Here is a 25,163-nt window from a genome sequence, read left to right on the forward strand (position 1 = left end):
CTGCGCCCGAAAGGCCGGGCGGGGCCGGGACTAAGCGGACTCGTGCCGGTGTTCCTGTACACGAAGTGCTGAGTGTGACTCAGGATTTTGTTGTCTTCATTCGATATGTACGGGAGCGAGGCGTGATGAGTGGCGGCGGCCCGATGGGCATGAATCTGCGGTCCTACACGCGCGACGCGTCGGTGGTCGAGCGCAAGCTCGCGCCCGGCACGGTTCGGCGGGTGGGCGAGTTCGCGAGACCCTTCGCGCGGCAGATCACCGCGTATCTGATCCTGGTCGTGATCGGCGCGGTGTTGACCATCGTGCCGCCGCTGCTCGCGCAGCGGATCGTGGACGACGGGGTACTCGAGGGCAACGGTCACCTGGTGACCGTGCTCGCGATGGTGGTGGCGGGCATCGCGCTGCTCGCCGCCGGGTTCGGCCTGGCCGAGCGGTGGTATTCGGCGCGGATCGGCGAGGGCTCGATCTACGAGCTGCGCAGCCGGGTGTTCGCACACGTGCAGCGGCAGCCGATCGCGTTCTTCACCCGGACCCAGACCGGCGCGTTGATCTCGCGGCTGAACAACGACGTGCTCTCCGCGCAGCGCGCGTTCACCTCGACCCTGGCCGGCGTGGTGTCCAACCTGGTCAGCCTGGTGCTGGTCGCGGGCACGATGTTCTACCTGGCCTGGCAGATCACCCTGATCTCGCTGATCCTGCTCCCGCTGTTCCTGCTGCCGGCCAAGTGGATCGGTCGCCGGTTGCAGACCATGACGCGCGAGCAGATGCAGCTGAACGCCGAGATGTCGACCGTGATGACCGAGCGGTTCAACGTCTCCGGCGCGATGTTGGCCAAGATCTTCGGCCGGCCCGAGGAGGAGGACGCGCTGTTCTCCGGCCGGGCCGCCCGGGTGCGCGACATCGGCATCCGGATCGCGTTGGTGAACCGGGTGTTCGCCACCGCGCTGACCCTGGTCGCCTCGCTGGCGACCGCGCTGGTGTACCTGATCGGCGGGCATCTGGCCGTGGATGGGCGGCTGACGGTGGGCACGCTGGTCGCGCTCACCGTGCTGCTGGGCCGGCTGTACGGGCCGCTGACCGCGCTGGCGAACGTGCGGGTGGACGTGATGACCGCGCTGGTCAGCTTCGAGCGGGTCTTCGAGGTGTTCGACCTGCCCGCGATGATCGCCGACAAGCCGGATGCCCAGCCGCTGCCGGCGGACGCGGCCACCGTCGAGTTCGACGGCGTCGGGTTCGCCTACCCGGGTGCGGACCAGGTGTCGTTGGCCTCGCTGGAGAGCGTCGCGGTGCTCGATCGGCGCCGCTCCGAACCGGTGTTGCACGACGTGTCCTTCCGGGCCGAGCCCGGTCAGGTGGTGGCCCTGGTCGGCCCCTCGGGTGCGGGCAAGACCACGATCACCTCGCTGGTCGGCCGGCTCTACGACGTGACCGAGGGGTCGGTGCGGATCGGCGGCCACGACGTGCGCGACGTCACGCTGGACTCGCTGCGGGACACGGTCGGCGTGGTCACCCAGGACTCGCACATGTTCCACGACACGATCCGGGGCAACCTGCTCTACGCCAAGCCGGACGCGAGCGAAGAGGAGCTGTGGGCCGCGCTGCGTGGGGCGAACATCGGTGATCTGGTCGCCGAGTTGCCCGATCGGCTGGACACCGTGGTCGGCGAACGCGGGCACCGGTTGTCCGGCGGAGAGAAGCAGCGGCTCGCGATCGCCCGACTGCTGCTCAAGTCACCGCGCGTGGTGGTGCTCGACGAGGCGACGGCACACCTGGACTCCGAGTCCGAGGCGGCGGTGCAGCAGGCGCTGGCCACCGCCCTGGAGGGCCGCACCGCGCTGGTGATCGCCCACCGGTTGTCCACCGTGCGCGACGCGGACCTGATCCTGGTGGTGGACGGCGGCGGCATCGTCGAGCGGGGCACGCACGCCGAGTTGCTCGTCCGGAACGGACTGTACGCGGACCTGTACCACCGTCAGTTCCGGGACCGGGAAGCGGAATCGGCGGATCCCGAGGTGTTGGCCGGGTGAGCCGCGCGTCGGCCGACCGCAGCTCGGGACGGCAGGTAGTGTGTTGATATTCCAAATGGTTGGCAAGAGGGGCTTTCTACGTGCGTGTTCTCGTCGCCGGCGGCGGCATAGGTGGACTGGCTGTGGCACTGAGCCTGTACGACGCGGGCATCACCGACGTGACGGTGATCGATGCGGCACTGAGAATCCGGCCCCTCGGGCTCGGGATCAGCCTCCTGCCCCACGCGGTGCGCGAACTCGCCGAACTCGACCTCTACCATCCGATCGCCAACCTGGGCGTGCCACTGTCCGGCGTGGCCTATCCGGATCGGGCGGCCAAGCGCGTGGTGCTCGAACCGCGCGGCCAGCGGGCCGGCTTCCTGTGGCCGCATCTGTCCGTGCACCGCGGTGAGTTGCAGGTCGCCCTGCTGCGCGCGGTCTACCAGCGACTGGGCCGGCCGGCGGTACGCACCGGATCGCGACTGACCGGATTCGACCAGGACGACGACGGCGTGACCGCGTACTTCGTGGACGGCGAGGGCCGGCCCTGGCAGGAGCGGGCCGACGTGCTGATCGGGGCGGACGGGATCAACTCGACGACCCGCGCGACGCTGTTGCCGGACGAGGGCGTGCCGGTCGCGCAGCCGCGCATCCTGATGCGCGGCACCACCCGCTGCGCACCGTTCGCCGACGGACACACGATGATCATGACCGCGCACGGCGAGGCGCGCTTCATGGCGCACCCGATCAAGCCGATCGACCCGCGGGACGGGACCACGCTCACCAACTGGCTCGCGGAGCTGCCCGATCGGCAATCGGCCGGCGAACTCGGCGACACCGGCTGGAACGGTCCCGCGGACCTGCGCCGGCTCACCCGGGTCTTCCGCGGCTGGAGCATCGCGGGCGCGGACATCGGCGCGATGGTCGGCACACCGACCGAGGCGTCGGGCTATCCCCTGGTGACCCGACCGCCGCTGGACCAGTGGTCGTTCGGCCGGGTCACCCTGCTCGGCGACGCGGCCCACCCGATGTACCCCTACGTGCTCGGCGGTGCGTCCGAGTCGATCGTGGACGCGCGGGTGCTGGCCCGCTCGTTGGCCTCGTACCAGGACCCGACCGAGGCCCTGGAGGTGTACGAGCGAGCCCGGCTGCCGCTGAACAAGTGGCTCCAGCTGATCGGCCACGGACGCGTGCCGCGTGCCGCCGACGCGACCGGGCCGCTGACCGCCACCGAGGAGATCGGCGGCATCATCGGCGCCTACGGTCACCTGCCCGGACACGATCCGGCCGCGCTGAACGAGCGGCCCTCGTACAGCCTCGCCGGGGTCTGACCCGGGACCGGTTCGGCGGATCCCGGCGGGGCCGCTCGGCATCCGCCCTGCGGGCCGACCCGCCCGGCTTCCGCCCTTCGGGCCCTCGCCGTGTTCGCATGTCCGGGCCGGGGCGGCCCGGCGCCGGCCGCGGAAATCCTGGTTCACACCCCCGCGTCGGTGACCAGGATGTGCACCACCACCCGCTTGTGCCCGGTCTGCCGGCCCACCTCGGCGGTGACCGCCGCGCGCACCGCGCGGGCCACGTCCAGCACCCGATGGTCCGCCGCCGCGCGAAACTGCACGTCCACGTGCAGGACTCCGTCGAGCACGCGCGTGGTCACCCCCGGGACCCGGCCCGGGATCAGCCCGCCGGAGACCTGGGCGACCGCGTCCAGCAGACCCGGTTGCAGGTCCACCACACCCGGCACCGCCAGCGCCGCGCCGCCGGCGGTGGTCCGGGCCAGGATGGACATCTCGCGCGAGATGCGCGTCGCGGGCTGTGTCATCGGTCCGCCTCCCCGGCCCCGGCGGCCGGTTCCAGGCCCACCACGTCCACGTCCACCTTCGCCACTTCCAACCCCAGTCGTTCGCTCGCGGCCCGGCGCACCCGCTCGCGCAGCCGATCGGCCAGCGCGTGGATCGGCTCGCCGTAGGGCACGCCGACCGACAACCGCACGGTGACCGGTCCCGGCACCGCGGCGCCCGCCCGGTTCTCGTACGGCCGGATCCGGCAACTGCGGGCCTGCACGCCGGGTTCGGCGTCCACCGCCGCGCGCAGCGTACGCGCCGCGGCGGTCTCGGTCAGGGTCAACTGCTCGTCCGGCTCGCCCAGCGGCAGCAACCGGCCGGTGTGCAGCTCGGCCCGGACCAGGCGCATCACCCGCGCGCCGAGGTCGTCCGGCACCGGCACCGGCAACTCGGCCCATTCGCGGGTGACCTGGTCGAGCACCGAGTGGTCGCGCAGCAGCGCCTGGCATTCGGGACACGAGCGCTCGTGCTCGTCCGACTCGCCCGCGGCGGCGTGTTCGAGCACCGCCCGGGGATCTCGCCCGCACGGCAGCAGATCCGGATCCGGATCGGCGTTCGCCGCGGCGCCCGCCGACGGGGCCGCCGCCGTGGCCGGCTCCGCCGAGGTGTGCCGGGTCGCCGCGAGCAGTTCCGCCGCAGACGGCAGCCGCAGTGCGTCGGGCCCGCTGCCCGCCTCGTTCGTCACGTCCACGGCCGCATCGCCTCCGCCAGGGTCTGTCGTGCTCGGAAGATCCTGCCTCGGACCGCGTTCGCCCCGATTCCCACGGCCGCCGCGATCTCGTCGTAGCTCTGCCCGTGCAACTCGCGCAGAACCCAACAGGCCCGCTGCTCCTCGGTGAGCGTGGTCATCGCCTGCTGCAGCGCCTTGAGCGCCGCCGACCCCTCCGCTCGTCGCTCCGGATTGTCCGCCATCTGCTCTATCGCCCGATCCGGCACCTGGTCCAGACCGACCGTGGGCCGCCTGGTCCGGGCGATGTTCAACGCGCGGTTGGTGACGATGCGATACATCCAGGTCAGGAACGACGACTCGGCACGGAACCCGGGCAGTCGGCGCCACGCGCTGATGAACGCCTCCTGGACCGCGTCCTCCGCGTCCGTGGGGCGTCCCAGGATGCGTAAGGCGAGCGTGTACAGGGATCGACCGTGCCGACGCATCAGCACCTCGAATGCCTCGGCGTCGCCCTCTTGAGCCCGCACCACCAGGGTGCCCTCGTCGAGCACGGCCTCGTCGGCCATCGGCTTCCCTCCTCGTCCCAACCCGGCGACCGTACTGCGCCCGGGGGGCACAACACGAGAACCGCCGCTCTACGGCGAGCCGCAGGTCCGGGTACGTGAATGGAGGCCTCCGGCGGGATAGCGTCGGATTCCGCGAAACATCCTCCGATCGACGCGTGACGTTCGCCCGGTGTGTGTGTCGTACAGGTGTGGTGAACCCGGCAACGGGCACCGATGTCAGGCGGGACCGAGTGGGGTTCCGGTCGCATGGTTCGGGCAGTCGAGGAAGGAAGTGCGCCGATGGCGGACACAACGACCCAGGGCAGGACCGGCTCGCAGGCGCTCCAGAAGGACGAGGAGCGTTCGCCGGCGGGCGGCGCTCGTTCCACGGAGGTCGTCAAGCTGGCCACCGACAAGGGCCGCACGTCCATCGCGGACGGCGTGGTCGCCAAGATCGCGGGCATCGCCGCCCGCGAGATCCCGGGCGTATACGCGCTCGGTGGGGGCGCCGCCCGAGCGTTCGGAGCGGTGCGTCAGCGCATTCCGGGGGGCAAGCCCAACGTGGCGCAGGGCGTCAGCGTCGAGGTGGGCGAGCGGCAGTGTGCCGTGGATCTCAACATCGTCGTGGATTACGGCGTGCCCATCGCCGAATTGGCGCAGGCGGTCCGCGAGAATGTGATCGACTCCGTCGAGCGGATGACCGCGCTCGAAGTGGTCGAGGTCAACATCGCGGTGGACGACATCCACATCGAATACGACGGAGACGACTCCAAGGAGCGCCAGCTTCAGTGACGGTCGGGCCCGGCGACGACGCGCGGCGACAGCTGCTGCGCGAATACCGGGAATTCATCCGCGCGAGCCATCCCGATCGTGGGGGTGACCCGGAGGAATTCGTCGCCGGGCTGGAGCGGTTCAGAGCGCTGATCGACGCGGCCGGGCCTCCGGCGCCGGTTCGCTCCGGGGCCGCGGCGGAGACCACGGTCTATCGCCGCGGCCGGTTGCCGGGCCGGCTCTGGCGGCAGTTGGCGGAGCGGCATCGACGGCGCAACAACCCGCGCGTCGAGTAGCGGGCGGGGTGTGCGGCGGCCGGCCGGAGTCCGTACGGCCCTTCGGCACCCGATCCGACGGGGGTCGACGACAACCGTCGACAACAACCAATGGTCGGTTCAGTGAGGAGTCGTTCGCCAATGACTACACCCATGGTCGGCCTGCTGGTCGGCATGGCCCTCGGCCTGGCCGCCGCGCTCGGCGGGTTCGGGGCCTTTCTCCTGGTCGCCGCGCTCGGGGTGGTCGGCTTCCTGGTCGGCCGCTTCCTGGACGGCGACCTGGACCTCGGCGAGCTGTTCAGCTCGCGCAACCGGCGGCGCTGATGCGCGCGGTACCGGCGGAGGGCCTGGCGCCGGCCGCGCATCGCGGAGTACTCCAGATCGGCGGGCGCGTGGTGGAGAAGATCGCCGCCCGCGCGGCGCGTGCGGCCACCACCGAGGCCGCGCCGGACACCGTGCTGCGCGCCCCGCGCGCGGGCGCCACCATGCATCACGACCATGCGACGGTCGACCTCGACGTGGACGTGCCCTACCCCGGGCCGGTGGTCGAGATCGTCCGGATGATCCGGCAGCGGGTGCGCGCCGACGTGGAGCACCTGACCGGGATGCCGGTGGTGCGGGTGGACGTGACGGTCGGCCGGTTGACCCGTGGGGGGCACGGCAAGAGGAGAGTGGAGTGAGCCTGGAGGCTGCACCGGAGGCGCCCTCGGGTGCCTCGCCGGCCGAGACGTCGGCGGGTGCGACCGACGACTGGGGTGACGGCGCCAAGGTGCGCCGGGCCTGGTCCCCGCGCGGCTTCCCGGCCGGGCTGGTCGCCCTGCTCGCGGCCGGCGTCGCGGGCACCGCGCTGTACATCGGGGTGACGGCCCGGATCGACCGGGCCCCGCGCTGGTCGCGCGACCTGCTGGAGCGCGCCCAGACGCACGAGTGGCGGGACAACTGGACCATCGTCGCCGGGCTGACCGCCGCGGTGCTGGGCCTGTGGCTGATCGTGCTCGCGGTCACTCCGGGCCGGCGCAGTCTGCTGCGGCTGCGCTCGCCGGGCGACGCGATGACCGTATACATGACCCGGCGCACCGCCGCCTCGTTCCTGCGGCACACCGCGCTGGCCTCCTCGGGCGTGTTGGACGCGCGGGTGCGGATGGGCCGACGCAAGGCGGTGCTGCGGGTGGACTACCACTTCCGCGACCCGGACGACCTGCACGACGAGTTGATCGAACGACTCGAGGAACGCGCGAACGCGCTCACGCTGGCCCGGGTGCCTCGCGTGGATCTGCGCCTTCAGCCCGTGAGCGGGAGGTGAGGCGGGCATGCGTACGGTCTGCAACCGGATCCTGTTGGTCCTCGTCGGGCTGGGCCTGATCGCGGGCGGCCTCGCGGTCGCCGCGCGCGGTCGGGGCTGGTATCCCGATCTGGTGCGCACGGCGGACAAGCCGTTCATCACCACGAGTCAGGCCGAGCGGCTGACCGACCACAACTGGTGGTGGTGGGTCGCCTTCGGCGCGCCGGGACTGCTCCTGCTGCTGGCGCTGTGGTGGCTGTTCGCGCAGTTCGGCCGGCGGCCGGTGCGGTCGCTGCGGGTCCGGGACACCACGGACGCGGCCGGCGACGGTCCGTCCGGGCTGGGCACCGGGTTCGGCATGGTGGGCGACGAGGCGGACACGCTGACCGTGTCCGGCAACGCGCTCGCCGACGCGATCGAGGACGACCTGTCCTACGTGGACGGCGTCGAACACGTTTCGGCGCATCTGGTCCGCCGTCGGCACGGCCCCACGCTGCGGGTCCTGGTCCGGGCCGAACCCGGTGCCGAACCCCGCGCGTTGATCGGCTCGGTACGCGACCGGGTGCTGCCCAACGCGCGCGAGGCGGTGGGCCTGTCCACGCTGCCCACGGTGCTGACCCTGCGGACCAGCCGGGGCCTGCCCAAGCGGCACCTGGAGTAGTACCCGGGCTGGGCCCGGAGTGGTACGGGCGAGCGGGCCCGGGACGTCTCCCGGGCCCGTCGGGATCGGGTCCCGGGCTCGGATCCCGGACCCGGTCGGGTCACAACGAGCGGGCCAGGCCGCCGTCGACCGGGATCATCACGCCGCTCAGGTAGGACGCGGCCGGGGACAGCGTGAACGCGGCCACCCGGCCGAACTCCTCCGGGGTGCCGTAGCGGGCCAGCGGGATGGACTCGGCGTGTCGGGCCCGGGTCCCCTCCGCGTCGCCGCTCAGGTCGTCCAACTCGCGCACCCGGTCGGTGTCGATCCGGCCGGGCAGCAGCCCGAACACCCGGATGCCGCGCGGGCCGAGCTCGTCGGCCAGCGTCTTGGCCACCATCGCCAGCCCCGGGCGCAGGCCGTTGGAGACGCCGAGCCCGGGGATCGGCTGGCGCACCGACGACGACAACACGAAGCCGATCGAACCGCCGTCGCCCAGCGCGGAGGCGGTCGCCCGGGCGAGTCGGACCGCGCCCAGGAACACCGATTCGAACGCGTCCCGCCACTGGTCGTCCTCGATCGCGGTGATCGCGCCGGCGGGCGGCCCGCCGACGCTCACGAGCGCACCGTCGAGCCGCTCGAACCGGGCCAGCGCCGCGGCGACCAGCCGCTCGGCGGTACCGCTGTCCCCGTTGTCGGCGGCGATGCCGAGCGCCTGTTCGGGGCCGCCCAGCGCGGCGACGGCCTCCGTCGCGCGCTTTTCGTCCCGCCCGGTGACCACCACCCGGGCGCCGTCGTCCACCAGCGCGCGGGCGGTGGCGAAGCCGAGGCCGCGGGTGCCGCCGGTGACCAGATATACGCGATCGCGCAGTCCAAGATCCATGCCACCCATCCTGCCCGCTGCCGGCCCCGGCACGGGGTAAATGACAGGTCGTCAGGTCGGCCGGTCGCTACCCTCGGTGGCATGACCGAGCAGATCGACATCGTGCGGGAGTGGATCCGGGGGGCCGACGACGGGGTGACCGTGCTCACCGGTGCGGGCATCTCCACCGACTCCGGCATTCCCGACTATCGGGGCCCGCAGGGCGTGTGGACCAAGGACCCCGACGCGGAGAAGCTGGTCACCTACGGCTACTACATGGGCGACGAGGACATCCGCCGCCGCTCGTGGTTGCTGCGCCGGGACAACCCCGCGCGTCTGGCCGGGCCGAACGCGGGACACACCGCCCTGGTCGCCCTGGAACGGGCCGGTCGGCTCAACGCGTTGATCACCCAGAACGTGGACGGCCTGCATCGGCGCGCGGGCACCGCCCCGGAGAAGATCATCGAACTGCACGGCACCATGTTCTACGTGGTGTGTACCGACTGCGACGCGCGCACGACCCTGGACGCGGCCCTGGAGCGGGTGGCGATGGGCGAGGACGACCCGCGCTGCGTGCGCTGCGGCGGGATCCAGAAGACCGCGACGATCATGTTCGGTCAGGGGCTGGACCACGGCGTGCTGGAGCGGGCCGCGATCGCCGCGCAGGTCGGTGACGTGTTCCTGGCCATCGGCACCTCGCTCCAGGTCGAGCCCGCCGCGTCGCTGTGCCGGGTGGCGCAGGAGGCGGGCGCCCGGCTGGTGATCGTCAACGCCGGGGAGACGCCCTACGACCGGGTCGCCGACGCGGTGATCCGCGAGCCGATCGGCGAGGTGCTCCCGGAGCTGGTCAAGGGGCTGTGACCCGCCTGCGCCGCCGCGCCCGGGGCGCCGCCGCTCAGACCGTGGCCGGCTCGTCGGACGCGGAGGCGGCCTCCTCGTCCAGCGCGGCCAGTTCGCTTTCGAGCTCCTTGGCCTCGCTGCGCACCAGCTTGACGAACATCGCCACCAGCGCGAACGCGAAGATCCACCACTGCACCGCGTAGGCCAGGTGCGGGCCCAGGTCCTCGTCGTCCGGCTCCGGGATCAGCGCCGGCGCCTTCGCGGCCATCGGGGTCTGCTCGGTGAGTTCGACGTAGCCGCCGAGGATCGGGTGCGGCAACTTCGCGGCCAGCTCGAAGCCGGAGATCCGCATCACCAGGCCGTCGGGCAGCGCGAGGTCGCGGATGCCGGAGTCCTTGCGGGTCTCGTCCGGACGCAGCCGGCCGGTCACCGTGACCCGACCGCTCGGCGCCGGCGGCACCTCGGGCCGTTCGCTCGCGGTGGGCGGGTTCTTCACCCATCCCCGATCGACCAGGAGGGCGCGGCCGTCGGCGGTGATCAGCGGGGTGACCACGTAGAAGCCGGGCACGCCGTCCTGTGACCGGTTGCGCGCGAGCATCTCGTGCTCGGTGTCGTACATGCCGGTCACCGTGACCCGGCGCCACTGGAGATCGCCGGGCAACTTGCGGCCCACGGCGAGGATCGACTCCGCGGGCACCGGCTCGCGCTCGATGTTGGCACTGATCAGGTCGTTGTGCGCGACCTTGTGCTCGTGCCGGTGGAACTGCCAGAAACCGAGCTCGACCATGATCGGGACCAGCACGAGGACGAGCAGCGCCATCGCGATCCAGCGCGGGGTCAGCAGGAAGCGGTACACCCGAGCACGGTACCCCTCGCCGTGCCCGGTGTGTCCCGCCGGGTGCGTGCGGGCGGCGCGCGAAGCGGTGCTGCACGTGCGGCGGGCCGGACGCCGCCGGATGTCGCCGGCTGTCGAGGGCGCGGCCGGCCTCGCGAGCGGCAGGGGTGCCGCACTCCGGGACCCGGCCGAGAACCCGATACCGGTCGTGACGCCCCGCTTTCCGGGTCGGCAGCTGGCCGGTCGGTCCCGCCGATAGGCTTCCGGCACGCCGTCTCCCGGTCCATCGCCCGCGACTCCCGGTGGACCGGCTGCGGACGCGGCATCGATTCACCCCGTGCGGGGAGTCGGCCGGCCTCGGGAGTCACACAGCCTCGGGAGTCACACAGCATGGAAGGTCCGTCGCGCGATCCGGTGCCCGGTCGACGCGGTACCGCCGGTCACTGGTTCGGGCTCATCGGGCTCGCCGTCCTGCCGTTCGTCTCGATCGGGTTGCTGGCCTGGGTCCCCCCGCTCGTGTCGGGTGTGCGCACCCGCAGGCGCTGGGACTGGGTGATCCTCACCGGCGTGGCGGTCGGCGTGGTCCTGGCCTTCGTGTGCCTGGTCGTGGGCAGCGAGTCGGATGACGAGGAGCGCGCGCGCAAGGTGGCGGGCGGGCCCGAACCGCAGACGATCCTGGACGACGTCGGGACGATCATGCTGCTCGTGCTGATGGTCGCGGTGCCGGTCTGGTGGTGTGTCGGGTCGGCCCGCTGGGCCAAGGCGATGCGCGCACACCAGCCGCATGCGCAGGCCGGATACGCGCCGTGGCAGCAGGCACCCGTCGGGCCGCTTCCGCACCCGCTTCCGCAGCCGATGCCCTACCGGCCGGCCCCGCCGCCGCAGACCCCGCCGGGCTATCTGCGAACCGGTCCGGCCGCCGGGCCCGCCGACCCGCGCGGCCCGGTCGCTCCGCCGGCCGCCGCCGGCCCGCTGCCGCCGGACGATCCCGCCGCGCGGGCCCGGGCCCGGTTGCAGGGACTGAGCGAACGGCTGCGCGAACAGGACGGCGGCGGCAACCCCGGAGGATCCCGATGAGCATTCCCGGACGCGTGATCGCGGGCCGCTACGAACTGTCCGCGGCGATCGGCCGCGGCGGCATGGGGCAGGTCTGGAAGGCGTACGACCAGACTTTGCAGCGGCGGGTCGCGGTCAAGCTGCTGCGCACCGACCTGGTGGACGCCGCCGGTGACCGAGGCGCGATGGAACGGCGCTTCCTGCGCGAGTGCCGGGTCACCGCGGGCATCGATCACCCGGGCCTGGTCACCGTGTTCGACGGCGGCACCGACGAGGGCGACCTGTACCTGGTGATGCAACTCCTGGACGGTTGCGACCTGGCCGACCTGATCGCCGAGAACCAACCGGTGCCGTGGGAGTGGGCGGTCGCGGTGGCCGCGCAGATCTGTTCGGTGCTGGCCGCGGTGCACGCGGTGCCGGTCGTGCACCGCGACCTCAAGCCGCGCAATGTGATGGTCCGCCGGGACGGCACGGTCAAGGTGCTCGACCTGGGTGTGGCCGCGGTGCTCGACCCGGAGTCGACCAAGCTGACCACGACCGGTGCGATGCCGGGCTCGCCCGCGTACATGGCGCCCGAGCAGATGAACGGCATCGTCGAGCCGCGCACCGACCTGTACGCGCTCGGCTGCCTGCTCTACGAAATGCTGGCCGGGCAGGCGCCGTTCGCCGGGCCGACGATGGCCTCGGTGATGCTCGGCCACCTCAACGGCACCCCGGAGCCGCTCGGCGCGCGACGCCCGGACATTCCCGCCGGGCTGGACCGGCTCGTGCTGCACCTGCTGGGCAAGCAGCCCGATCAGCGGCCCGCGAACGCGCAGGAGGTCTACCGGCTGCTGGTGCCACTGCTGCCCGTGGGCAAGGGCGACGCGCTGGCGCCCACCGCGCCGATGGACCCGACCCGCCCGCTGCGCTTCCCGGCCGCACCGCAGCCGCTGCCGGGCCTGCCCGGACCGGTACGCGCGGCGGTGCCCGACCGGCCGGCGCCGCCGTGGGCGATGAGCGCCGGCCCCGCCGCCCATCCGCCGCGCCCGGACCCGGACTGGGCCGCGGTGCCCTCCGCCGCGCCGCCCGTGCCGGATGTGCGCAGTGCGCTCGACGAGGCCAACCGGCTGCTCGGCGAGGGCGCGCTGACCCAGGCCGTGGATGTGCTCGGCGCGGCCCTGCCGGTGGCCATCGCCCGGCACGGCGAACACGACCCGCTCGTCCTGGGGTTGCGCCAAGCGCTCGCCGACACGTTGTTGGCGGACCGTCAGTTCCGGCGCGCGCTCCCGGAGTTGCGGTACATCGCGGGCGTGTTCGCGGCGTCCGGCGGGCCGCTCGACGCGGAGGCGATGGAGTACGGCCGACAGGTCGCGGCGTGTCTGGAGGAATTGGGCGAACTGCCCGCCGCGCTCGGCGAGTACCGACGGCTGCTGGACCTGCATCGGCGGGTGCCCGATGCCGACGTGTACCAGGGGTACGACCTGCGCGAGCGGATCGGGTTGTTGCTCGCCGCGCTGGGCGACCCGTACCAGTCCGAGCGGGTGCTGGTGCCGCTGCTCGCCGAACAGGAGCACCGCCTGGGCCCGCAACACCCCCGGGTGGCCACGCTGCGCCAACACCTGGCCCGCATCCACGGTGTGACCGGCTACCGCCGCCGGTGACGGCGCGGGTGGGGTGAATCGGGCGAAGGGCCGGGCCGTGGGTCGAGCCGGGCGGAGCCGCGCATTTTCTGCCACTTGTCGAAGCCGTGGTCTTCCGCCGGGGGCCGCCATGGGCGACCGTGGAGACATCGACGCGCGCGAAGGGGTGACGTGGCGATGGAACTGCCCGAGGTGTCCCTGCCCTGGTTTGTACTCGGTGTTGCCGGCGCGGTGCTGTCCCTGGCCCTGCCGTGGTTCCAGACCCGGACGTATCGCCGGGCGCGCGCACTCGACTTCGACGAGTCGCGCTATGCCACCACGCCCGGCACCGTCTTCCGGGTCCCGGTCACACCGCTGAAGGTGTACGCGGAGCCGGTCGCGGCCCGCGCGGTCGGCCTGCCGCTCGGCGCGGCCGGTGCGGTGTTGTTCCTGGTGTTCGGCCTGTGGCCGTCGATGCTGACCTGGTCGGTGTGCGGCGGGGTGACCATCCTGCTCACTCCCGTGCGGCGTGCGCTGGGCCTGCGGGTGACCCACCGGATCGCCCGGGACGTGTCGTTTCGCAACGGGCCGCTGCGCGATCGGGACGGCACGGTGATCGCCGAGCAGACCTGGCCGCAGGTGGTGCGCACCTGGTACCGGCACGAGTACCGGGACCGGCCGCCGGGCGAGGACGACCTCTCGGTGGCCGTGCTCGGCAAGTTCTGGTGGTTGGCCGGGCATCTGCTGTGCTGGCCGGTGACGTTGCCGGGCACCCAGATCGTGCAGACCGCGATGTGCCAGAACCCGGCCTGGGCGCTGGGACACGTGGGCGACGACGCGGGCGCGCCGTGGCTGGCGGACCTGGGCGACGCCCGAACGCCGGGCCGCCGCGACACGCACGGACAGGCACGGCAGACCGCCCCGGACGGGTGACGCCCGCACGGGTGACTACACTCCCACCCGATCGTTGGGCCGGGTGTGACGCGAAATGTCTCCATGGTCCGGATCGCGGCGGCGTCCTTCGCCGGCACGTCGATCGAGTTCTACGATTTCTTCGTCTACGGCACGGCCGCGGCTCTGGTGCTCGGGCCGCTGTTCTTTCCCGGCTTCTCGCCGATCGCGGGCACCCTCGCGGCATTCGCCACGTACGCGGTCGGGTTCGTCTCGCGACCGCTGGGCTCGGTGTTGTTCGGCCGGCTGGGCGACCGGCGCGGGCGGCGTCCGGTTCTGGTCGGCTCACTACTGCTGACCGGCATCGCGACCGTGCTGGTCGGGGTGTTGCCCACCTACGACCGGATCGGTCTGGCCGCGCCGATCCTGCTCGTGCTGCTGCGCTTCTGCCAGGGGCTGGGGGTCGGCGGTGAATGGGGCGGCGCGGTGCTGCTGGCGGCCGAGCACGCGCCCCCGGGACGCCGTGCGCTGTGGGGCAGCTTCCCGCAGGCGGGCCCCGCGATCGGGTTCCTGCTCGCCAACGGCCTCATGCTGACCCTGTCCGGGGCGCTGAGCGACGCACAGTTCCAGTCCTGGGGCTGGCGGGTGCCGTTCCTGTTCGCCGGCGTGCTCGCGGCCGGCGGACTGCTGCTGCGCGCCTCGATCGAGGAGACCCCGGCGTTCGTCGAACTGGCCGCCGCGAACGGGCTTTCGGCGAGCCCGTTCACCGAGGTGGTGCGCGGGCACTGGCGGCTGATCCTGCTCGTCGCCGGGGCACTGACCTGCGGCTACGTGGGGTTCTATCTGACCACGACCTGGTCGCTGCACTACGCCACCGACAAGCTGGCGGTCGGGCGCACCACGATGCTCGCGTGCATCATGGTCGCCGTGGTCGGCAAGGCCGTGGCCACGCCGCTGTTCGCGCTGCTGGGCGACCGGTACGGGCGCAAGCCGCTGTGCGTGGCGGGTTGTGCGGCGATGGGGTTGTGGGCGTTCCCGATGCTGGGGCTGCTGGCCACCGGTGAGCCGGTGTGCATGACGCTGGCCTGCCTGGGCACGCTGATCGCCTTCATCACCATGTTCTCGGTGGTCGGCACCTACCTGTCCGAACTGTTCGAGCCGCGCGTGCGGTGCACCGGCGCGTCCACCGCGTACAACCTGGGCGGTGTGTTCGGCGGTGCGCTGACCCCGATCGTGGCCACCGAACTGGCCCGGGGCGACGGCACCCCGTGGAGCGTCGCGGCCTATCTCGCGGCGGCCGCGGTGCTCAGCGTGGCGTGCTTCACCGCGCTGCCGGAGACCCGTGCGGTGCCGGCCTGGGAGGGACGACCCGCCACCGCGTGATCTTCCCTCGGCAACCGTTGTGGGTCAGGCTGCGGCCATGGATGCGAATGACCCCGAACAGGCCCGGACGCGACGCGCGCACCACGTCCGGATCGCCGAGCGGCTGCTCGCGGCGGTGAGCGCGGGCGACCGAAGCGCCCAGGTGGCCTGCTACCACCCGGACGTCGTGCTCGAATTCCCCTACGCCGACCCGCCGGTGCGGATCGAGGGCAAGACGGCGGTGGACGCGTACCTGGAGGTCGCGCTCGGCATCTTCGAGCTGCGCCTGACGGTGACCCGGGTCCACGACTGCGTGGACCCGGACACCGTGATCGTGGAGTTCACCGGCCAGGGCCGGGCCAGGCCCACCGACCGCGCCTACGCGAACACCTACATCGCCGTGCTGGCCTTCCGGGACGGCCTGGTGGTCGGCCAGCGCGAGTTCTACAACCCGGTGCCGGCCGCTCAGGCCTTGACCGCGACGCCCGCCAGCTGAGGCAGCTTCACCGCGGGGTCGCCCAGCCGGCCCTCGGGGCCCCACACGTCCACCGGGACCAGGCGGGCGGGCAGCAGTTCCAGGCCGCCGAAGATGGCCAGGATCCCGTCGTGCGAACGGGCGTGCATCTGCTGCACGTTGGACGAGTACTCGCTGAGCGCGCGGTCCATCCCGGCCGGGCGCTCCTCGCTGCGGTGCGCGTGCGAGAGGGCGAGGTGGCTGCCGGGCACGGTCGCGTCCATGTACTGGCGCACCACACCCGGCGGGTCCGCCTCGTCCGGCAGGAAGTGCAGAACCGACACGATCAGCACGCCGACCGGCTGGGAGAAGTCGATCAGCTTGCGCACCTCGGGCGAGTCGATCACCTTGGCCGGATCGGTCAGGTCGGCGCCGACCACCGTCGCGTTCGGGTTGTTCGCGAGCAGGGCCTGGCTGTGCGCGACCGCGACCGGATCGTTGTCCACGTAGACCACCCGCGCGTCCGGATCGGCCTTGTGCGCGATCTCGTGCACGTTGCCCACCGTTGGGATGCCCGAGCCCAGGTCCAGGAACTGCCGGATGCCCAGGTCCAGCAGGTGGTGTACTGCCCGAGTGAGGAACACCCGGTTCCCGCGCAGCACGTCGCGCAGCTCGGGCATCGCCTGGGTGACCAGTTCGGCGGCCTCGCGGTCGACCGCGAAGTTGTGCGCGCCGCCGAGCGCGTAGTCGTAGACGCGGGCCACGCTGGCGCGCGTGATGTCGATGTGCTCTGGAGCCCAGTCCGGTCGAGTCATGGCTCGGACTCTAAAGCGTGTCGACCGAATTCACCGGAAAAATCGCCGGCCCGACGGTTGGTGGCCCTGTGCAAGGCGTCACACCTGCACGGATGCCGCGGCGCTCCCGGCGTCGACGGGATCGGAACGAAACGTTCCGGTCCCCGGACGCCGGGAGCGCCGCGTGGCGGGCGCGGTTACGGCTTGATGCCCGCGGCGCCCACGAACGCCGGACACTTGTCCGCGCCGACCGGGATGTCCTCGGGCGCCAGCGGTGCCCACACCTGGTCGACCCGGGGGCCCACCTTCGCCGCGATCGGGGCCAGCGCCGCGAGGTCGAAGCCGTACAGCTTCGCCGCGTTGCCGCCGACCATGGCCGCGACCTCGACCGGGTCGATGCCGTTGTAGGTCAGCTGGAGCGCCTCGCGGCTGAACGGATGGCTGGCCTCCTTGTGCGGGTAGTCGCTGCCCCACATGATCCGGTCCACGCCCACCTGGTAGCGCAGCTTGGCCTCGGCCGGGCGCTGGAAGCTGGCCCCGACGTGGCACTGCCGGGCCCAGTACTCGCTGGGCTTGAGCTCCATCCGGCCCACCAGCGCACTGCCCCACTCGTACTCCTGGGAGCCGACCGCGGTGCTCATCCGGTGCCAGTAGTAGTCCAGCCGGCGGGTCTCCTCCGGGATCCAGGCGGTGCCCTGCTCGGTGAAGACGAACTGGAGGCTCGGGTGGCGATCCATCGCACCGGAGACCACCAGGTGGGTGAACGCGCGGTGTGCCCACCAGGACACCTCGGTCAGGAACACCACCTTGTCCACGTCGGTGTCCCCGGCCGGCGGCGCGGCCGAGCCGGTGTGGTGGTTCACCGGCATGCCCAACTCCTCGCACACCCGCCACAGCGGCTCGTAGTGCGCGTAGTCGAACATCGGCACCAGGCCCGAGCCGGGCGGGGTGCCGGGCAGCAGCACGCCGCCGGTGAGACCGGCCTCCTTGGCCCAGCGGATCTCCTCCACCGCCGCCGGGATGTCGTGCAGCATGATCTGCACGATGCCTGCCCGGCGTCCGGGCGTCGCCGCGCAGAAGTCGACCATCCAGCGGTTGTGTGCCTTCAGCCCCTCCCAACGCAGCGCCAGGTCGCCCGCGTTCGCGGCCGGCGGCTGATCGGTGAGCGAGGGCTTGGGAAAGAACGGCGGCACGGTGTTGGGAAAGATCACCTCGGCCACCACCCCGTCCGCTTCGAGGTCGCGCATGCGTCGGTCGGAGTCCCAGTTGCGCGGACCCAGATCGCCCTTGAGGTCCTCGTAGGGAATCTCGTAGCCGCTCACCCACGCGTCGAACTCGGCGTGCAGGCGCGCGGGCAGGTAGTCGCGATAGCCGTGGATCTCGCCGCCGCCGTGGCAGTCGGCCGAGATCACCGTGTACCGCTCGGGGTGATCGCCCGTCGGGGGGCCGCTCGGGACGGAGAGCGGGGTGGTGCTGTCAGTCATGGGGGATCAGACCTCCAGGGCTTCCGCGTTGGGGTTGATCGCGGCGCCCGTGTCGTGTCCGGTGAGCCAGTGCCGGCCGATCTCGGCGGCGGCTGCCCACTTGGTCGTCAGGTCCTTCGCCGACCCGTCCTCGTTCACCTGACCGAGTGTCGCGGGGGTGACCCCGACCCGCTCGGCGTGCGGCTTGAGGGCGGCCAGGTCGAAGCCGTACACGTCCGCGACCGCCTCGCCGAGCATCACGCGCGTCTCGGCGATGGGCACGTCGGAGAACGTCTTGCGCAGGATGTTGAGCGTCTCGGGCCAGGTGCCCTCGGGGTGCGGGAAATCGTTACCCCAGCAGATGTTGCCGACACCGATCTCGTAGCGCATTCCGATCTCGCGCCGCTTGGTGTTGGACGCGCCGATGAAGCAGTTGCGGTCGAAGTACTCGCTCGGAAGCAGCTTGATCTCCTCGAACCCGGCCAACTTGGCCGCGCCGCGCGAGCCCAGCAGCAGCCGGTCGGTGAACCACAGCAGGTTGCCCACCCACCAGCAACCCGCCTCGGTCACCCCGAACCGCAGCCGCGGGAAACGCTCGAACACGCCGGACCACAGCAGGAACCACAGCGGCCGGGAGGGCCACCAGGTGACCTCGGTGACGTAGATGCCCAGGTGGTTCCCGTACGCCTCGCGGTCGGCCGGCCCCGAGTGGGTGACCACCGGGAGCTCCAGGTCCTCGCACAGCGCCCACACCGGGTCGTACTTGCGGTCGTGGTAGGGCGTCTGATTCATCCACATCGCCGGGATCATCACCGCGCCCAGGCCGTCCGCCTTGATCCGGCGGATCTCCGCGAGCACGTCCTCGATCGCCGCGGTGATCGGGATCAGCGCGACCCCGCGCCGCCGCTCCGGGCTGGTCTTGCACAGCTCGGCCAGCCAGCGGTTGTGCGCCTGCGCGCCGGCCAGGCCCAGTTCGGGATCCATGTCGCCGGACAGGCCCAGGCCCGCGCCGAACGGCACGCACGTTCGCGACTCGACCGCGTCGGCGTCCGGGAAGATCACCTCGCCGACCACACCGTCCTTGTCCAACTCCAGGTCGCGCCGGTCCACTTCCCAACCGCTGCGCAGCACCTCCTCGTTGGTCTCGAACCAGTTCGCCGCGAAGTCCTCGTTGCGCACGCCCAGGTCGGTGATCGCCTTGAGCTGTGCCTCGCGCTCGGACATGAATTGGTCGAACGCCGCGTGGTGCTTGGTGGCGAGGTAGTCGCGGTACAACTCGGTCGGCAGCCCGGCGTGGGTGTCCGAGGAGATGATCGTGTAGGGGGTGGTGAGTTCGTCGGGCCCGGTGGGCCTGTTCCGCTCGGTGTGCTCAGTCATCGTCACTCACTTGTCCAGCACGAAGGTTTCGAGGTACGAGGGGTTGCTGCGGGCGAGCATGCTCTGCGACCGCGCGGTGATCTGTCCGTCGCTGTGCTCGCTGGCGGGCAGGATCCAGAACCGGTTCTCCCGGATGCCGTCGAGCACGTCGGCCGCGACCGACTCGACCGGGGTGAACTCGATCTCCTGCCCCGCGTCGCGCATCGCCTTCTCCCACGCGTCGAGCGTGTTGTACGGCGTCTTGCGCGGCACCGACTTGGCGAACCGCTCGGGCCGGTTGCGGTAGGACTCCCACAGGCCGGTGCGCAACATCTTGGGGCCGGGGAAGAGCACGGACGCCCCCAACTGCGCGTGCACCTGGCCGAGTTGTGCGTACAGCGCCTCGGTCATCGTCACCACCGCGGCCTTGGTGGTGGCGTACACCGACGCGTTCGGCAGCGGCGCGATGCCGCCGTCGCCGGAGGAGGTGTTCACGATGTGCCCGGGCGTGTTCTGCGCGAGCATCCGCGGTACGAACGCCTGGATGCCGTTGAAGACGCCGAACACGTTGACGGCGAAGCACCAGTCCCAGTCCTTGGGATCGTGCTCCCACATCTTGCCCTCGGAGCCCGAGCCGATCCCGGCGTTGTTGCACAGCACGTCCACCGCGCCGAAGTGCTCGAACGCGGCGTCGGCCAGCGCGAACACCGATTCGCGCACCGACACGTCCACGACGTGCCCGATCGCGTCGCCGCCCGCGTCGGTGATCCGCGCGACGGCCTTGTCCAGCGCGCCCTGCTCGATGTCGCCGAGCACGACCTTCATGCCCTCGGCGCTGAACCGCTCGGCCATCGCGAGCCCGATACCGCTCGCGGCACCGGTGACGACGGCGACTCTGCCGTCGAATTCCTGGAGCATGTGTCCCGATCCCTTGCTGTCGTCGCTGCCGTGCCTGTCCCGCCTGGTGTGCCTGGCGTGCGTGGCGTCCTTGCCCTGCCTGCCGGGGAGCTACTTCGCGGGCGGCGGGTCGTCGGTGATCTGCTGCACGTCGTCGTAGCGCTGGTGGATGTAGGGCAACACCAGATCGGCCTTGACGTGCTCGGCGACGAAGCCCTGCTGGTCCGAGGTGCGCTCGCTGAGCGTGATCGAGATCAGCTTGCGCACCGGCAGGTCGGCGACCGGGTCGAAGTCCGAGTCGCGCAGGATCACCTCGCCGTCCAGGCGGTGTGCGCTGCGGGTGCGCTCGTTGCGGGTGACGTGCACCAGCATCGGGTCGGCGTCGAAGCCGTCGCCGTCCACGGCGGGCAGGAACTTGTAGTAGAAGCTCAGCGTCTGTCGCGGCTCCGGCGTGGCCAGTTCCTCGACCACCGTGCCGCGCACCTCGACGTAGGTGACACCCATCCGGTTCACGGTGGCCACGATCCGGTCGCCGTCCCGCTCGACCTTGACGTCGGCCAGCTTCTTCGGCTCGCCGAATACCTCGCGACCGCCGATCACCGCGCGCTCGGTGGTCATCGGCATGGTGAGCGTGTAGTCGCCCTCGATGTCGCCGTGCTTGCAGCGGACCGCGACCGCGCCCGCGCCGAGCGGGTGGCCGTTGATGTCGCAGGCGGAGATGTTCACCCGGACCAGCGGCCGGTCCGCGGGGACCAGCGGCGGCGGCAGGATCGCCGCGATCACCTCGGGGTCGGTCTCCCAGATCGCCATCACGCCGGTGGACCAGATCTCCGGGAGGCTGGACCGTTCCCGGGAGGACTTCTTCAGCGTCTCCGCCGGCCGGGCTCCGTACCGAATGCGTGCCACGTACCTCACCTCTTCCGCTCGTGCGAGGGCTGCGCGCGGACCGATTCCCCGGTTCCGTGCGCGGTGGTGCCGGTTGCTCTGTAACACTGTTACACCGGTGGGTCGGCGAGGTAAAGACCTGCGGCGCGGTTGCCCGTGTATCGGGCGGACCCGTTCGGACGCGAGAATGGGACGTGATGGACAGGATCACGCGAGACACCGTGCTCGACACCGCCATGCGTCTCGTCATGGAATCCGGTATCGAGAACCTCAGCATGCGCAAACTGGCCGCCGAGTTGGGCGTCGCCGTCACCTCGATCTACTGGCACGTGGGCAACCGCGACGTGCTGGTGGACCAGCTGGTGGACCGGGTGATCGCGGACATGGGCGCGATCTCGGTGGACGGGAGCACGCCGGTCGAGCGGGTGGTGTCGATCGCTCGATCGTGTCGGCGGATGATCCTGGACCGTCCGCACCTGGTCGGCCTGGTCCGCGAACGCGGTCTGGAATCGTTGATGATGTTGCCCGCCCGCAAGGCACTGGTGCACGAGATGACGGCGGCCGGGCTGCGCGGCGCCCGGGCGGGCGAGGCGGTCCAGGCGGTGCAGTACCAGATCGCCGGCTTCGTGATGCTGGAACGCGCCCTGGAGAACAGCGCGGCCGAACCGCCGGCCGTGGATCACTGGCGCGGCGAATTGGCGCTGGAGGATCCGGAACTGGCGGCGAGCCTGAGCAACGTCACCGACGGTGATCGGCTGTTCGTGCTGTCGGTGCGGGCGTTGGTGGAATCCCTGCTGGGCTGACGTCCCGGCGCCCGATCAGGGCACGCGTGGTGGTGCGCCGGCGAGGATGCGGCGCCAGCCGGCGGGGGACAGGGCGTCCTGGGCCTGTCGCGCGTCGATCCGGGCCAGGACGCGGGCGGGAGCGGCCAGCAGCGCGGTGGTCCGCAGGAGCGAGCCGCCGATCCGGCGCGGTTCGCGGCGCAGGCTCAGGGTCTCCTCGACCGCGTCCCGGTACGGACTCCGGCGCAGCACGATCCGGAGCAGTTCGCGCCCGGCCCGGCGCCGGCCCGCCCGCGCGGCGCTCGCCAGCGCGCCGGGAGCCTGCCGGGTGCGCACGTCCGGGCGGCCCCACGGCATCGAGGCCGGCGCCTCGCCTCGGGAGACCGCGATCAGCGCCGCGACCAGGTCGGTGCCGCTGGCCGCGGCATTGCCCGGCTCGGTCAGATGGGGGCGTACGTCGAGCCAGGCCGGTCCGTGCGCGGTCCGCACCGCGTCCACCGACAGGGCGCCGTGCCAGCCGAGATGGCCGCCGAGCATCGCGACCTGCTCGCGCACCTCGGGAAGCACCAGACTGCGCTTGACCGCGGTCCCGTGCAGATGTTCGTACGCGTGCAGCACGACCAGTCGACCGTGCTCGAAGACCGCCTGGGCGGACAGGACCGGGCCCTCGGCGGGCTCCTGGACCAGCACGCCCGCCCCGTCCAGGAACGCCCCGTCCCGCTCCAACGTGTCGGCCAGCCGCAGCAGTTGCTCGCGTCGCTCGACCCGGTACACCGCCGGCAGCGTCTTCACGTACAGCGGCGGATCGGCGACCTGACGCAACTCCTCGGCGGTGTGCACCACCACCGTCCCGGCCGGCTGCGGCATCCCGATCTCGGTCAGCGTGCTCGCCGCCGAGGCCCGATCCGCGACCCGGCGCAGCGCCGCGAACGGCGGTACGGCCAGGGCCACACCGTGCGCGGTGATGCGATCCGGTTCGCGGGCGAGCACCGCGACGTGCGCGTTGGTGGCCAGCAGCACCTCGTGCGGCTCGGCGCGCAGCACCGCCTCGGTCCGAGCCAGCCACGCCCACGGATCCGCGCCGAAGGCCGGCACCTCGTGCACCGCCACCACCGACCGCGGGCGGCCGAAAGCCGGCCGACCGGGCGGCGCGAGCACCGCCACGTCCTGCCCTGATCGCCCGATCGCCATCGCGATCTGACGTGACGTCACCCCGAAGCCGTCCCCTAGCAGCACGCGCACGGGGGTCATCCTGGCACGAACGTGTGTCCGTGCTCACCCCGCACCCGATGCCGCTTCGATGGGAACCGCGCCCATGCACCGCCCGGACCCCGCCACCGCATCGCCGTCGCTGTCCGCGACGTTGCTCGCGCTGATCGGCCTCGGGCTGTTCGTGGACGGGTCACTGCCCGAACTGGTCGCCGTCGCGGTGACCGTGGTGCTCGCGCCGGCCCACAGCGCCCTTCCATGGGCGCCGTCCGGCGAGCGGGCGCGGGCGCGTGGTGCGGCGTGGCGCGATCAGGCCGATCGGCCGGCCTTCCTGCCCTCCCGTGATCCCGACGGGACGGGGCGATCGGGGCCGAGAGCAGCGGGAACGGGCCCGGGCGGCCTGCTGACTTCGCTGTTGCGCCGACGGGTCGATGCGGCGTTGTGCCGATGGTGCGATGCGGCGTTGTGCCGACGGGTCGATGCGACGTTGTGCCGACGGTGCGATGCGCGGCGTTGTGCCCATGGTGCGATGCGACTCGTGTTCCGAAGGTTCGGCACGCCGCCTGACGCAGCCCTGATTCCCGCGTCACGGACGGCCCTTCCCATGCCGGCATCCATCCCCGTTCTCGGTGTCGCGCACGACGCCCTGCTCACCCTCGCGGACGCGCTCGCGCCGCTGCTCGCACCGGTTCGATGGCCGGCGCGTGGTCGTGCTCACCGCGTGCGTGCGACCGGCCATCGTCCTGCTCGGTTACGCCCAGGCCCGGGCCGAGGTGCACGTCCGCTACGCGGCCGGGGTTGGGTTCGGTGCTCCGCATCCGTGTTGCTCGTCCGCTACGCGGCCGGGGTTGGGTTCGGTGCTCCGCATCCGTGTTGCACGTCCGCTACGCGGCCGCGGGGCGAGCCGGGCGCGGCGTTCCTGCCCGCGCCCGGCATCCCGGGCGGGTTCACCTCGGTCGCACCAACGCCTCTCCGCCACCGACGCGTCGCGGCCGACCCAGGCAGCACCGGCCGCGTAGCGGACGCGCAAACCGGATGCGGAGCACCGAACCAACCCCGGCCGCGAAGCGGACGTGCACCCCACCACACCACCACGTACAACTCGACTCGGCTCGGGCGGTCCCACCGGCGGAAGGGCACCGGAATCGCTGCGGCGTTCCTGCCCACCGCCGGCATCCCAGGCGGGTTCACCCCCGGCGGCTTCACCTCGGTCACACCAACACCCCTCCGCCACCGACGCGTCGCGGCCAACCCAAGCAGCACCGGCCGCGTAGCGGACGAGCAACACGGATATGCAGGCCCGCCGGCTGCGCGACAGGCACGCCGAGGATCCGCAGCGGCTCGCCCGGGAACTGGCCGCGCTGCACCGGCAGTCCGGCACCTCGATGTTCGCCGGCATCCCGTCGGCATCCGGGGCCGGTCTGCCGTTCCTGTTCCTGACGTACCGTCTGTTCAGCGGCGACCGGGCCCTGTTGGAACACACGCCGGCCGGCGCGCCGCTGGACCTGCTCCCGGTGGCCGGCTCGGTGGCCGGGCTCGGTGGACCGCACACGCTCGTGCTCGTCGGCCTGTTGGCATTGCTCGCGGGTGTGGCGTATGCGCGGCACCGCGCCGCCGCGGCCGTCCCGGACGCCCCCGCACTGGTGCGGTGGATGCCGTTCGGCACGGTGCTCACCGCGGCCTTCGTGCCGCTCGCGGCCGGCCTGTACCTGCTCACGAGCACCGCGTGGACCACCGTCGAACGCCCGTTGCCGCGCGAGTTGGCCACTTGGCGAGCGGATCGCGTCGTACCCGGGCACTAGCGTTTCGCGCAGTCGTTTCGCGCAGTGAAGACGTGAATCTGATC

27 protein-coding genes are annotated in these 25,163 nt (G+C 72.0%); 16 read left to right on the forward strand and 11 right to left on the reverse strand.

Translation table 11 applies throughout. The features are described from left to right. Positions 1-125: 125 nt before the first annotated feature. Together ACZOOI_RS22310 and ACZOOI_RS22315 are read left to right on the forward strand one after the other, a co-directional pair. Positions 126-2,027: an ABC transporter ATP-binding protein gene (locus ACZOOI_RS22310; RefSeq protein ID WP_465277472.1), complete on the forward strand. Its 1,902-nt coding sequence runs from the start codon at positions 126-128 to the stop codon at positions 2,025-2,027. A gap of 80 nt (positions 2,028-2,107) precedes the next feature. Further along, positions 2,108-3,337: an FAD-dependent monooxygenase gene (locus tag ACZOOI_RS22315; RefSeq protein WP_465277473.1), complete on the forward strand. Its 1,230-nt coding sequence runs from the start codon at positions 2,108-2,110 to the stop codon at positions 3,335-3,337. Positions 3,338-3,480: 143 nt separating this feature from the next. Here the strand turns inward: ACZOOI_RS22315 and ACZOOI_RS22320 are convergent, their stop codons facing one another. From ACZOOI_RS22320 to ACZOOI_RS22330, 3 genes are read right to left on the reverse strand one after another with little or no spacing between them, the layout of a single operon-like run. After that, positions 3,481-3,825 carry an Asp23/Gls24 family envelope stress response protein gene (locus tag ACZOOI_RS22320; RefSeq protein WP_465277474.1) on the reverse strand — a complete coding sequence of 115 codons (345 nt, stop codon included), beginning with the start codon at positions 3,823-3,825 and terminating at the stop codon, positions 3,481-3,483. After that, the gene (locus ACZOOI_RS22325) at positions 3,822-4,538 is read right to left on the reverse strand and encodes an Asp23/Gls24 family envelope stress response protein (protein WP_465277475.1); all 717 of its coding nucleotides are present in this window, start codon (positions 4,536-4,538) and stop codon (positions 3,822-3,824) included. The genes ACZOOI_RS22320 and ACZOOI_RS22325 overlap by 4 nt, the downstream gene beginning before the upstream one ends. Next, on the reverse strand, positions 4,529-5,083 hold the full coding sequence (locus ACZOOI_RS22330) for an RNA polymerase sigma factor (protein WP_396011993.1): 555 nt from the start codon (positions 5,081-5,083) through the stop codon (positions 4,529-4,531). Before ACZOOI_RS22330 ends, ACZOOI_RS22325 begins: the two co-directional genes overlap by 10 nt. Before the next feature lie 279 nt (positions 5,084-5,362). Here ACZOOI_RS22330 and ACZOOI_RS22335 point away from each other — a divergent pair, with 279 nt between their 5' ends. From ACZOOI_RS22335 to ACZOOI_RS22360, 6 genes are all read left to right on the forward strand, one after another. After that, positions 5,363-5,854 (forward strand): Asp23/Gls24 family envelope stress response protein, encoded by a 492-nt coding sequence (locus ACZOOI_RS22335; RefSeq protein WP_465277476.1) that lies wholly within the window; start codon positions 5,363-5,365, stop codon positions 5,852-5,854. Further along, positions 5,851-6,129, forward strand: coding sequence for a hypothetical protein (locus tag ACZOOI_RS22340; RefSeq protein WP_360305301.1), 279 nt, complete (start codon positions 5,851-5,853; stop codon positions 6,127-6,129). Before ACZOOI_RS22335 ends, ACZOOI_RS22340 begins: the two co-directional genes overlap by 4 nt. Before the next feature lie 120 nt (positions 6,130-6,249). Further along, positions 6,250-6,432, forward strand: coding sequence for a hypothetical protein (locus tag ACZOOI_RS22345; RefSeq protein ID WP_078977717.1), 183 nt, complete (start codon positions 6,250-6,252; stop codon positions 6,430-6,432). Continuing rightward, complete coding sequence (locus tag ACZOOI_RS22350) at positions 6,432-6,788, forward strand: Asp23/Gls24 family envelope stress response protein (protein ID WP_465277477.1); 357 nt, start codon at positions 6,432-6,434, stop codon at positions 6,786-6,788. Before ACZOOI_RS22345 ends, ACZOOI_RS22350 begins: the two co-directional genes overlap by 1 nt. Further along, positions 6,785-7,411, forward strand: a complete 627-nt coding sequence (locus tag ACZOOI_RS22355) for a DUF6286 domain-containing protein (RefSeq protein WP_465277478.1) — start codon at positions 6,785-6,787, stop codon at positions 7,409-7,411. The genes ACZOOI_RS22350 and ACZOOI_RS22355 overlap by 4 nt, the downstream gene beginning before the upstream one ends. 7 nt (positions 7,412-7,418) lie before the next feature. Further along, complete coding sequence (locus ACZOOI_RS22360) at positions 7,419-8,051, forward strand: hypothetical protein (protein ID WP_465277479.1); 633 nt, start codon at positions 7,419-7,421, stop codon at positions 8,049-8,051. A gap of 100 nt (positions 8,052-8,151) precedes the next feature. On the opposite strand, the gene ACZOOI_RS22365 is transcribed toward ACZOOI_RS22360, so the two are convergent. After that, on the reverse strand, positions 8,152-8,913 hold the full coding sequence (locus ACZOOI_RS22365; RefSeq protein ID WP_465277480.1) for an SDR family oxidoreductase: 762 nt from the start codon (positions 8,911-8,913) through the stop codon (positions 8,152-8,154). Between the two features lie 81 nt (positions 8,914-8,994). Between ACZOOI_RS22365 and ACZOOI_RS22370 the strand changes: the two genes are divergently transcribed. After that, a complete protein-coding gene (locus tag ACZOOI_RS22370; protein WP_465277481.1) occupies positions 8,995-9,753 on the forward strand; it encodes an SIR2 family NAD-dependent protein deacylase in 759 nt (252 codons plus the stop codon). A 34-nt stretch (positions 9,754-9,787) separates the two neighbouring features. Here ACZOOI_RS22370 and ACZOOI_RS22375 read toward each other — a convergent pair whose 3' ends face one another. Continuing rightward, positions 9,788-10,588 (reverse strand): SURF1 family cytochrome oxidase biogenesis protein, encoded by an 801-nt coding sequence (locus tag ACZOOI_RS22375; RefSeq protein ID WP_465277482.1) that lies wholly within the window; start codon positions 10,586-10,588, stop codon positions 9,788-9,790. A gap of 369 nt (positions 10,589-10,957) precedes the next feature. On the opposite strand from ACZOOI_RS22375, the gene ACZOOI_RS22380 reads away from it, so the two are divergent. The 5 genes from ACZOOI_RS22380 (at position 10,958) to ACZOOI_RS22400 (ending at position 15,973) form a co-directional block, all read left to right on the forward strand. After that, on the forward strand, positions 10,958-11,644 hold the full coding sequence (locus ACZOOI_RS22380) for a hypothetical protein (RefSeq protein WP_465277483.1): 687 nt from the start codon (positions 10,958-10,960) through the stop codon (positions 11,642-11,644). Then, the gene (locus ACZOOI_RS22385) at positions 11,641-13,266 is read left to right on the forward strand and encodes a serine/threonine-protein kinase (RefSeq protein ID WP_465277484.1); all 1,626 of its coding nucleotides are present in this window, start codon (positions 11,641-11,643) and stop codon (positions 13,264-13,266) included. The genes ACZOOI_RS22380 and ACZOOI_RS22385 overlap by 4 nt, the downstream gene beginning before the upstream one ends. Positions 13,267-13,416: 150 nt before the next feature. Then, entirely contained in the window at positions 13,417-14,157 is a 741-nt protein-coding gene (locus ACZOOI_RS22390; protein ID WP_465277485.1) for a hypothetical protein, read from the forward strand. A gap of 63 nt (positions 14,158-14,220) precedes the next feature. Next, positions 14,221-15,498 carry an MFS transporter gene (locus tag ACZOOI_RS22395; protein WP_465281258.1) on the forward strand — a complete coding sequence of 426 codons (1,278 nt, stop codon included), beginning with the start codon at positions 14,221-14,223 and terminating at the stop codon, positions 15,496-15,498. A 37-nt stretch (positions 15,499-15,535) separates the two neighbouring features. Beyond that, on the forward strand, positions 15,536-15,973 hold the full coding sequence (locus ACZOOI_RS22400) for a nuclear transport factor 2 family protein (RefSeq protein WP_465277486.1): 438 nt from the start codon (positions 15,536-15,538) through the stop codon (positions 15,971-15,973). Here ACZOOI_RS22400 and ACZOOI_RS22405 read toward each other — a convergent pair. The 5 genes from ACZOOI_RS22405 to ACZOOI_RS22425 form a co-directional block, all read right to left on the reverse strand. Beyond that, a complete protein-coding gene (locus ACZOOI_RS22405; RefSeq protein WP_391582502.1) occupies positions 15,943-16,746 on the reverse strand; it encodes an SAM-dependent methyltransferase in 804 nt (267 codons plus the stop codon). The two genes, ACZOOI_RS22400 and ACZOOI_RS22405, sit on opposite strands and share 31 nt — an antisense overlap. 176 nt (positions 16,747-16,922) lie before the next feature. Next, positions 16,923-18,209 (reverse strand): amidohydrolase family protein, encoded by a 1,287-nt coding sequence (locus ACZOOI_RS22410; protein WP_465277487.1) that lies wholly within the window; start codon positions 18,207-18,209, stop codon positions 16,923-16,925. A 6-nt stretch (positions 18,210-18,215) separates the two neighbouring features. Continuing rightward, on the reverse strand, positions 18,216-19,565 hold the full coding sequence (locus tag ACZOOI_RS22415; RefSeq protein WP_465277488.1) for an amidohydrolase family protein: 1,350 nt from the start codon (positions 19,563-19,565) through the stop codon (positions 18,216-18,218). A 6-nt stretch (positions 19,566-19,571) separates the two neighbouring features. After that, positions 19,572-20,462 carry an SDR family NAD(P)-dependent oxidoreductase gene (locus tag ACZOOI_RS22420; protein ID WP_465277489.1) on the reverse strand — a complete coding sequence of 297 codons (891 nt, stop codon included), beginning with the start codon at positions 20,460-20,462 and terminating at the stop codon, positions 19,572-19,574. Between the two features lie 90 nt (positions 20,463-20,552). Next, positions 20,553-21,347 (reverse strand): acetoacetate decarboxylase family protein, encoded by a 795-nt coding sequence (locus ACZOOI_RS22425; RefSeq protein WP_396011981.1) that lies wholly within the window; start codon positions 21,345-21,347, stop codon positions 20,553-20,555. A gap of 176 nt (positions 21,348-21,523) precedes the next feature. On the opposite strand from ACZOOI_RS22425, the gene ACZOOI_RS22430 reads away from it, so the two are divergent. Further along, entirely contained in the window at positions 21,524-22,129 is a 606-nt protein-coding gene (locus ACZOOI_RS22430; RefSeq protein WP_396011980.1) for a TetR/AcrR family transcriptional regulator, read from the forward strand. Positions 22,130-22,144: 15 nt separating this feature from the next. Here ACZOOI_RS22430 and ACZOOI_RS22435 read toward each other — a convergent pair whose 3' ends face one another. Beyond that, the gene (locus ACZOOI_RS22435) at positions 22,145-23,350 is read right to left on the reverse strand and encodes an ATP-grasp domain-containing protein (protein WP_465277490.1); all 1,206 of its coding nucleotides are present in this window, start codon (positions 23,348-23,350) and stop codon (positions 22,145-22,147) included. 1,259 nt (positions 23,351-24,609) lie between these two features. Here ACZOOI_RS22435 and ACZOOI_RS22440 point away from each other — a divergent pair. Next, a complete protein-coding gene (locus tag ACZOOI_RS22440) occupies positions 24,610-25,119 on the forward strand; it encodes a hypothetical protein (RefSeq protein ID WP_465277491.1) in 510 nt (169 codons plus the stop codon). Positions 25,120-25,163 lie beyond the last annotated feature (44 nt).

This window comes from Embleya sp. L77 (genome assembly GCF_055557415.1).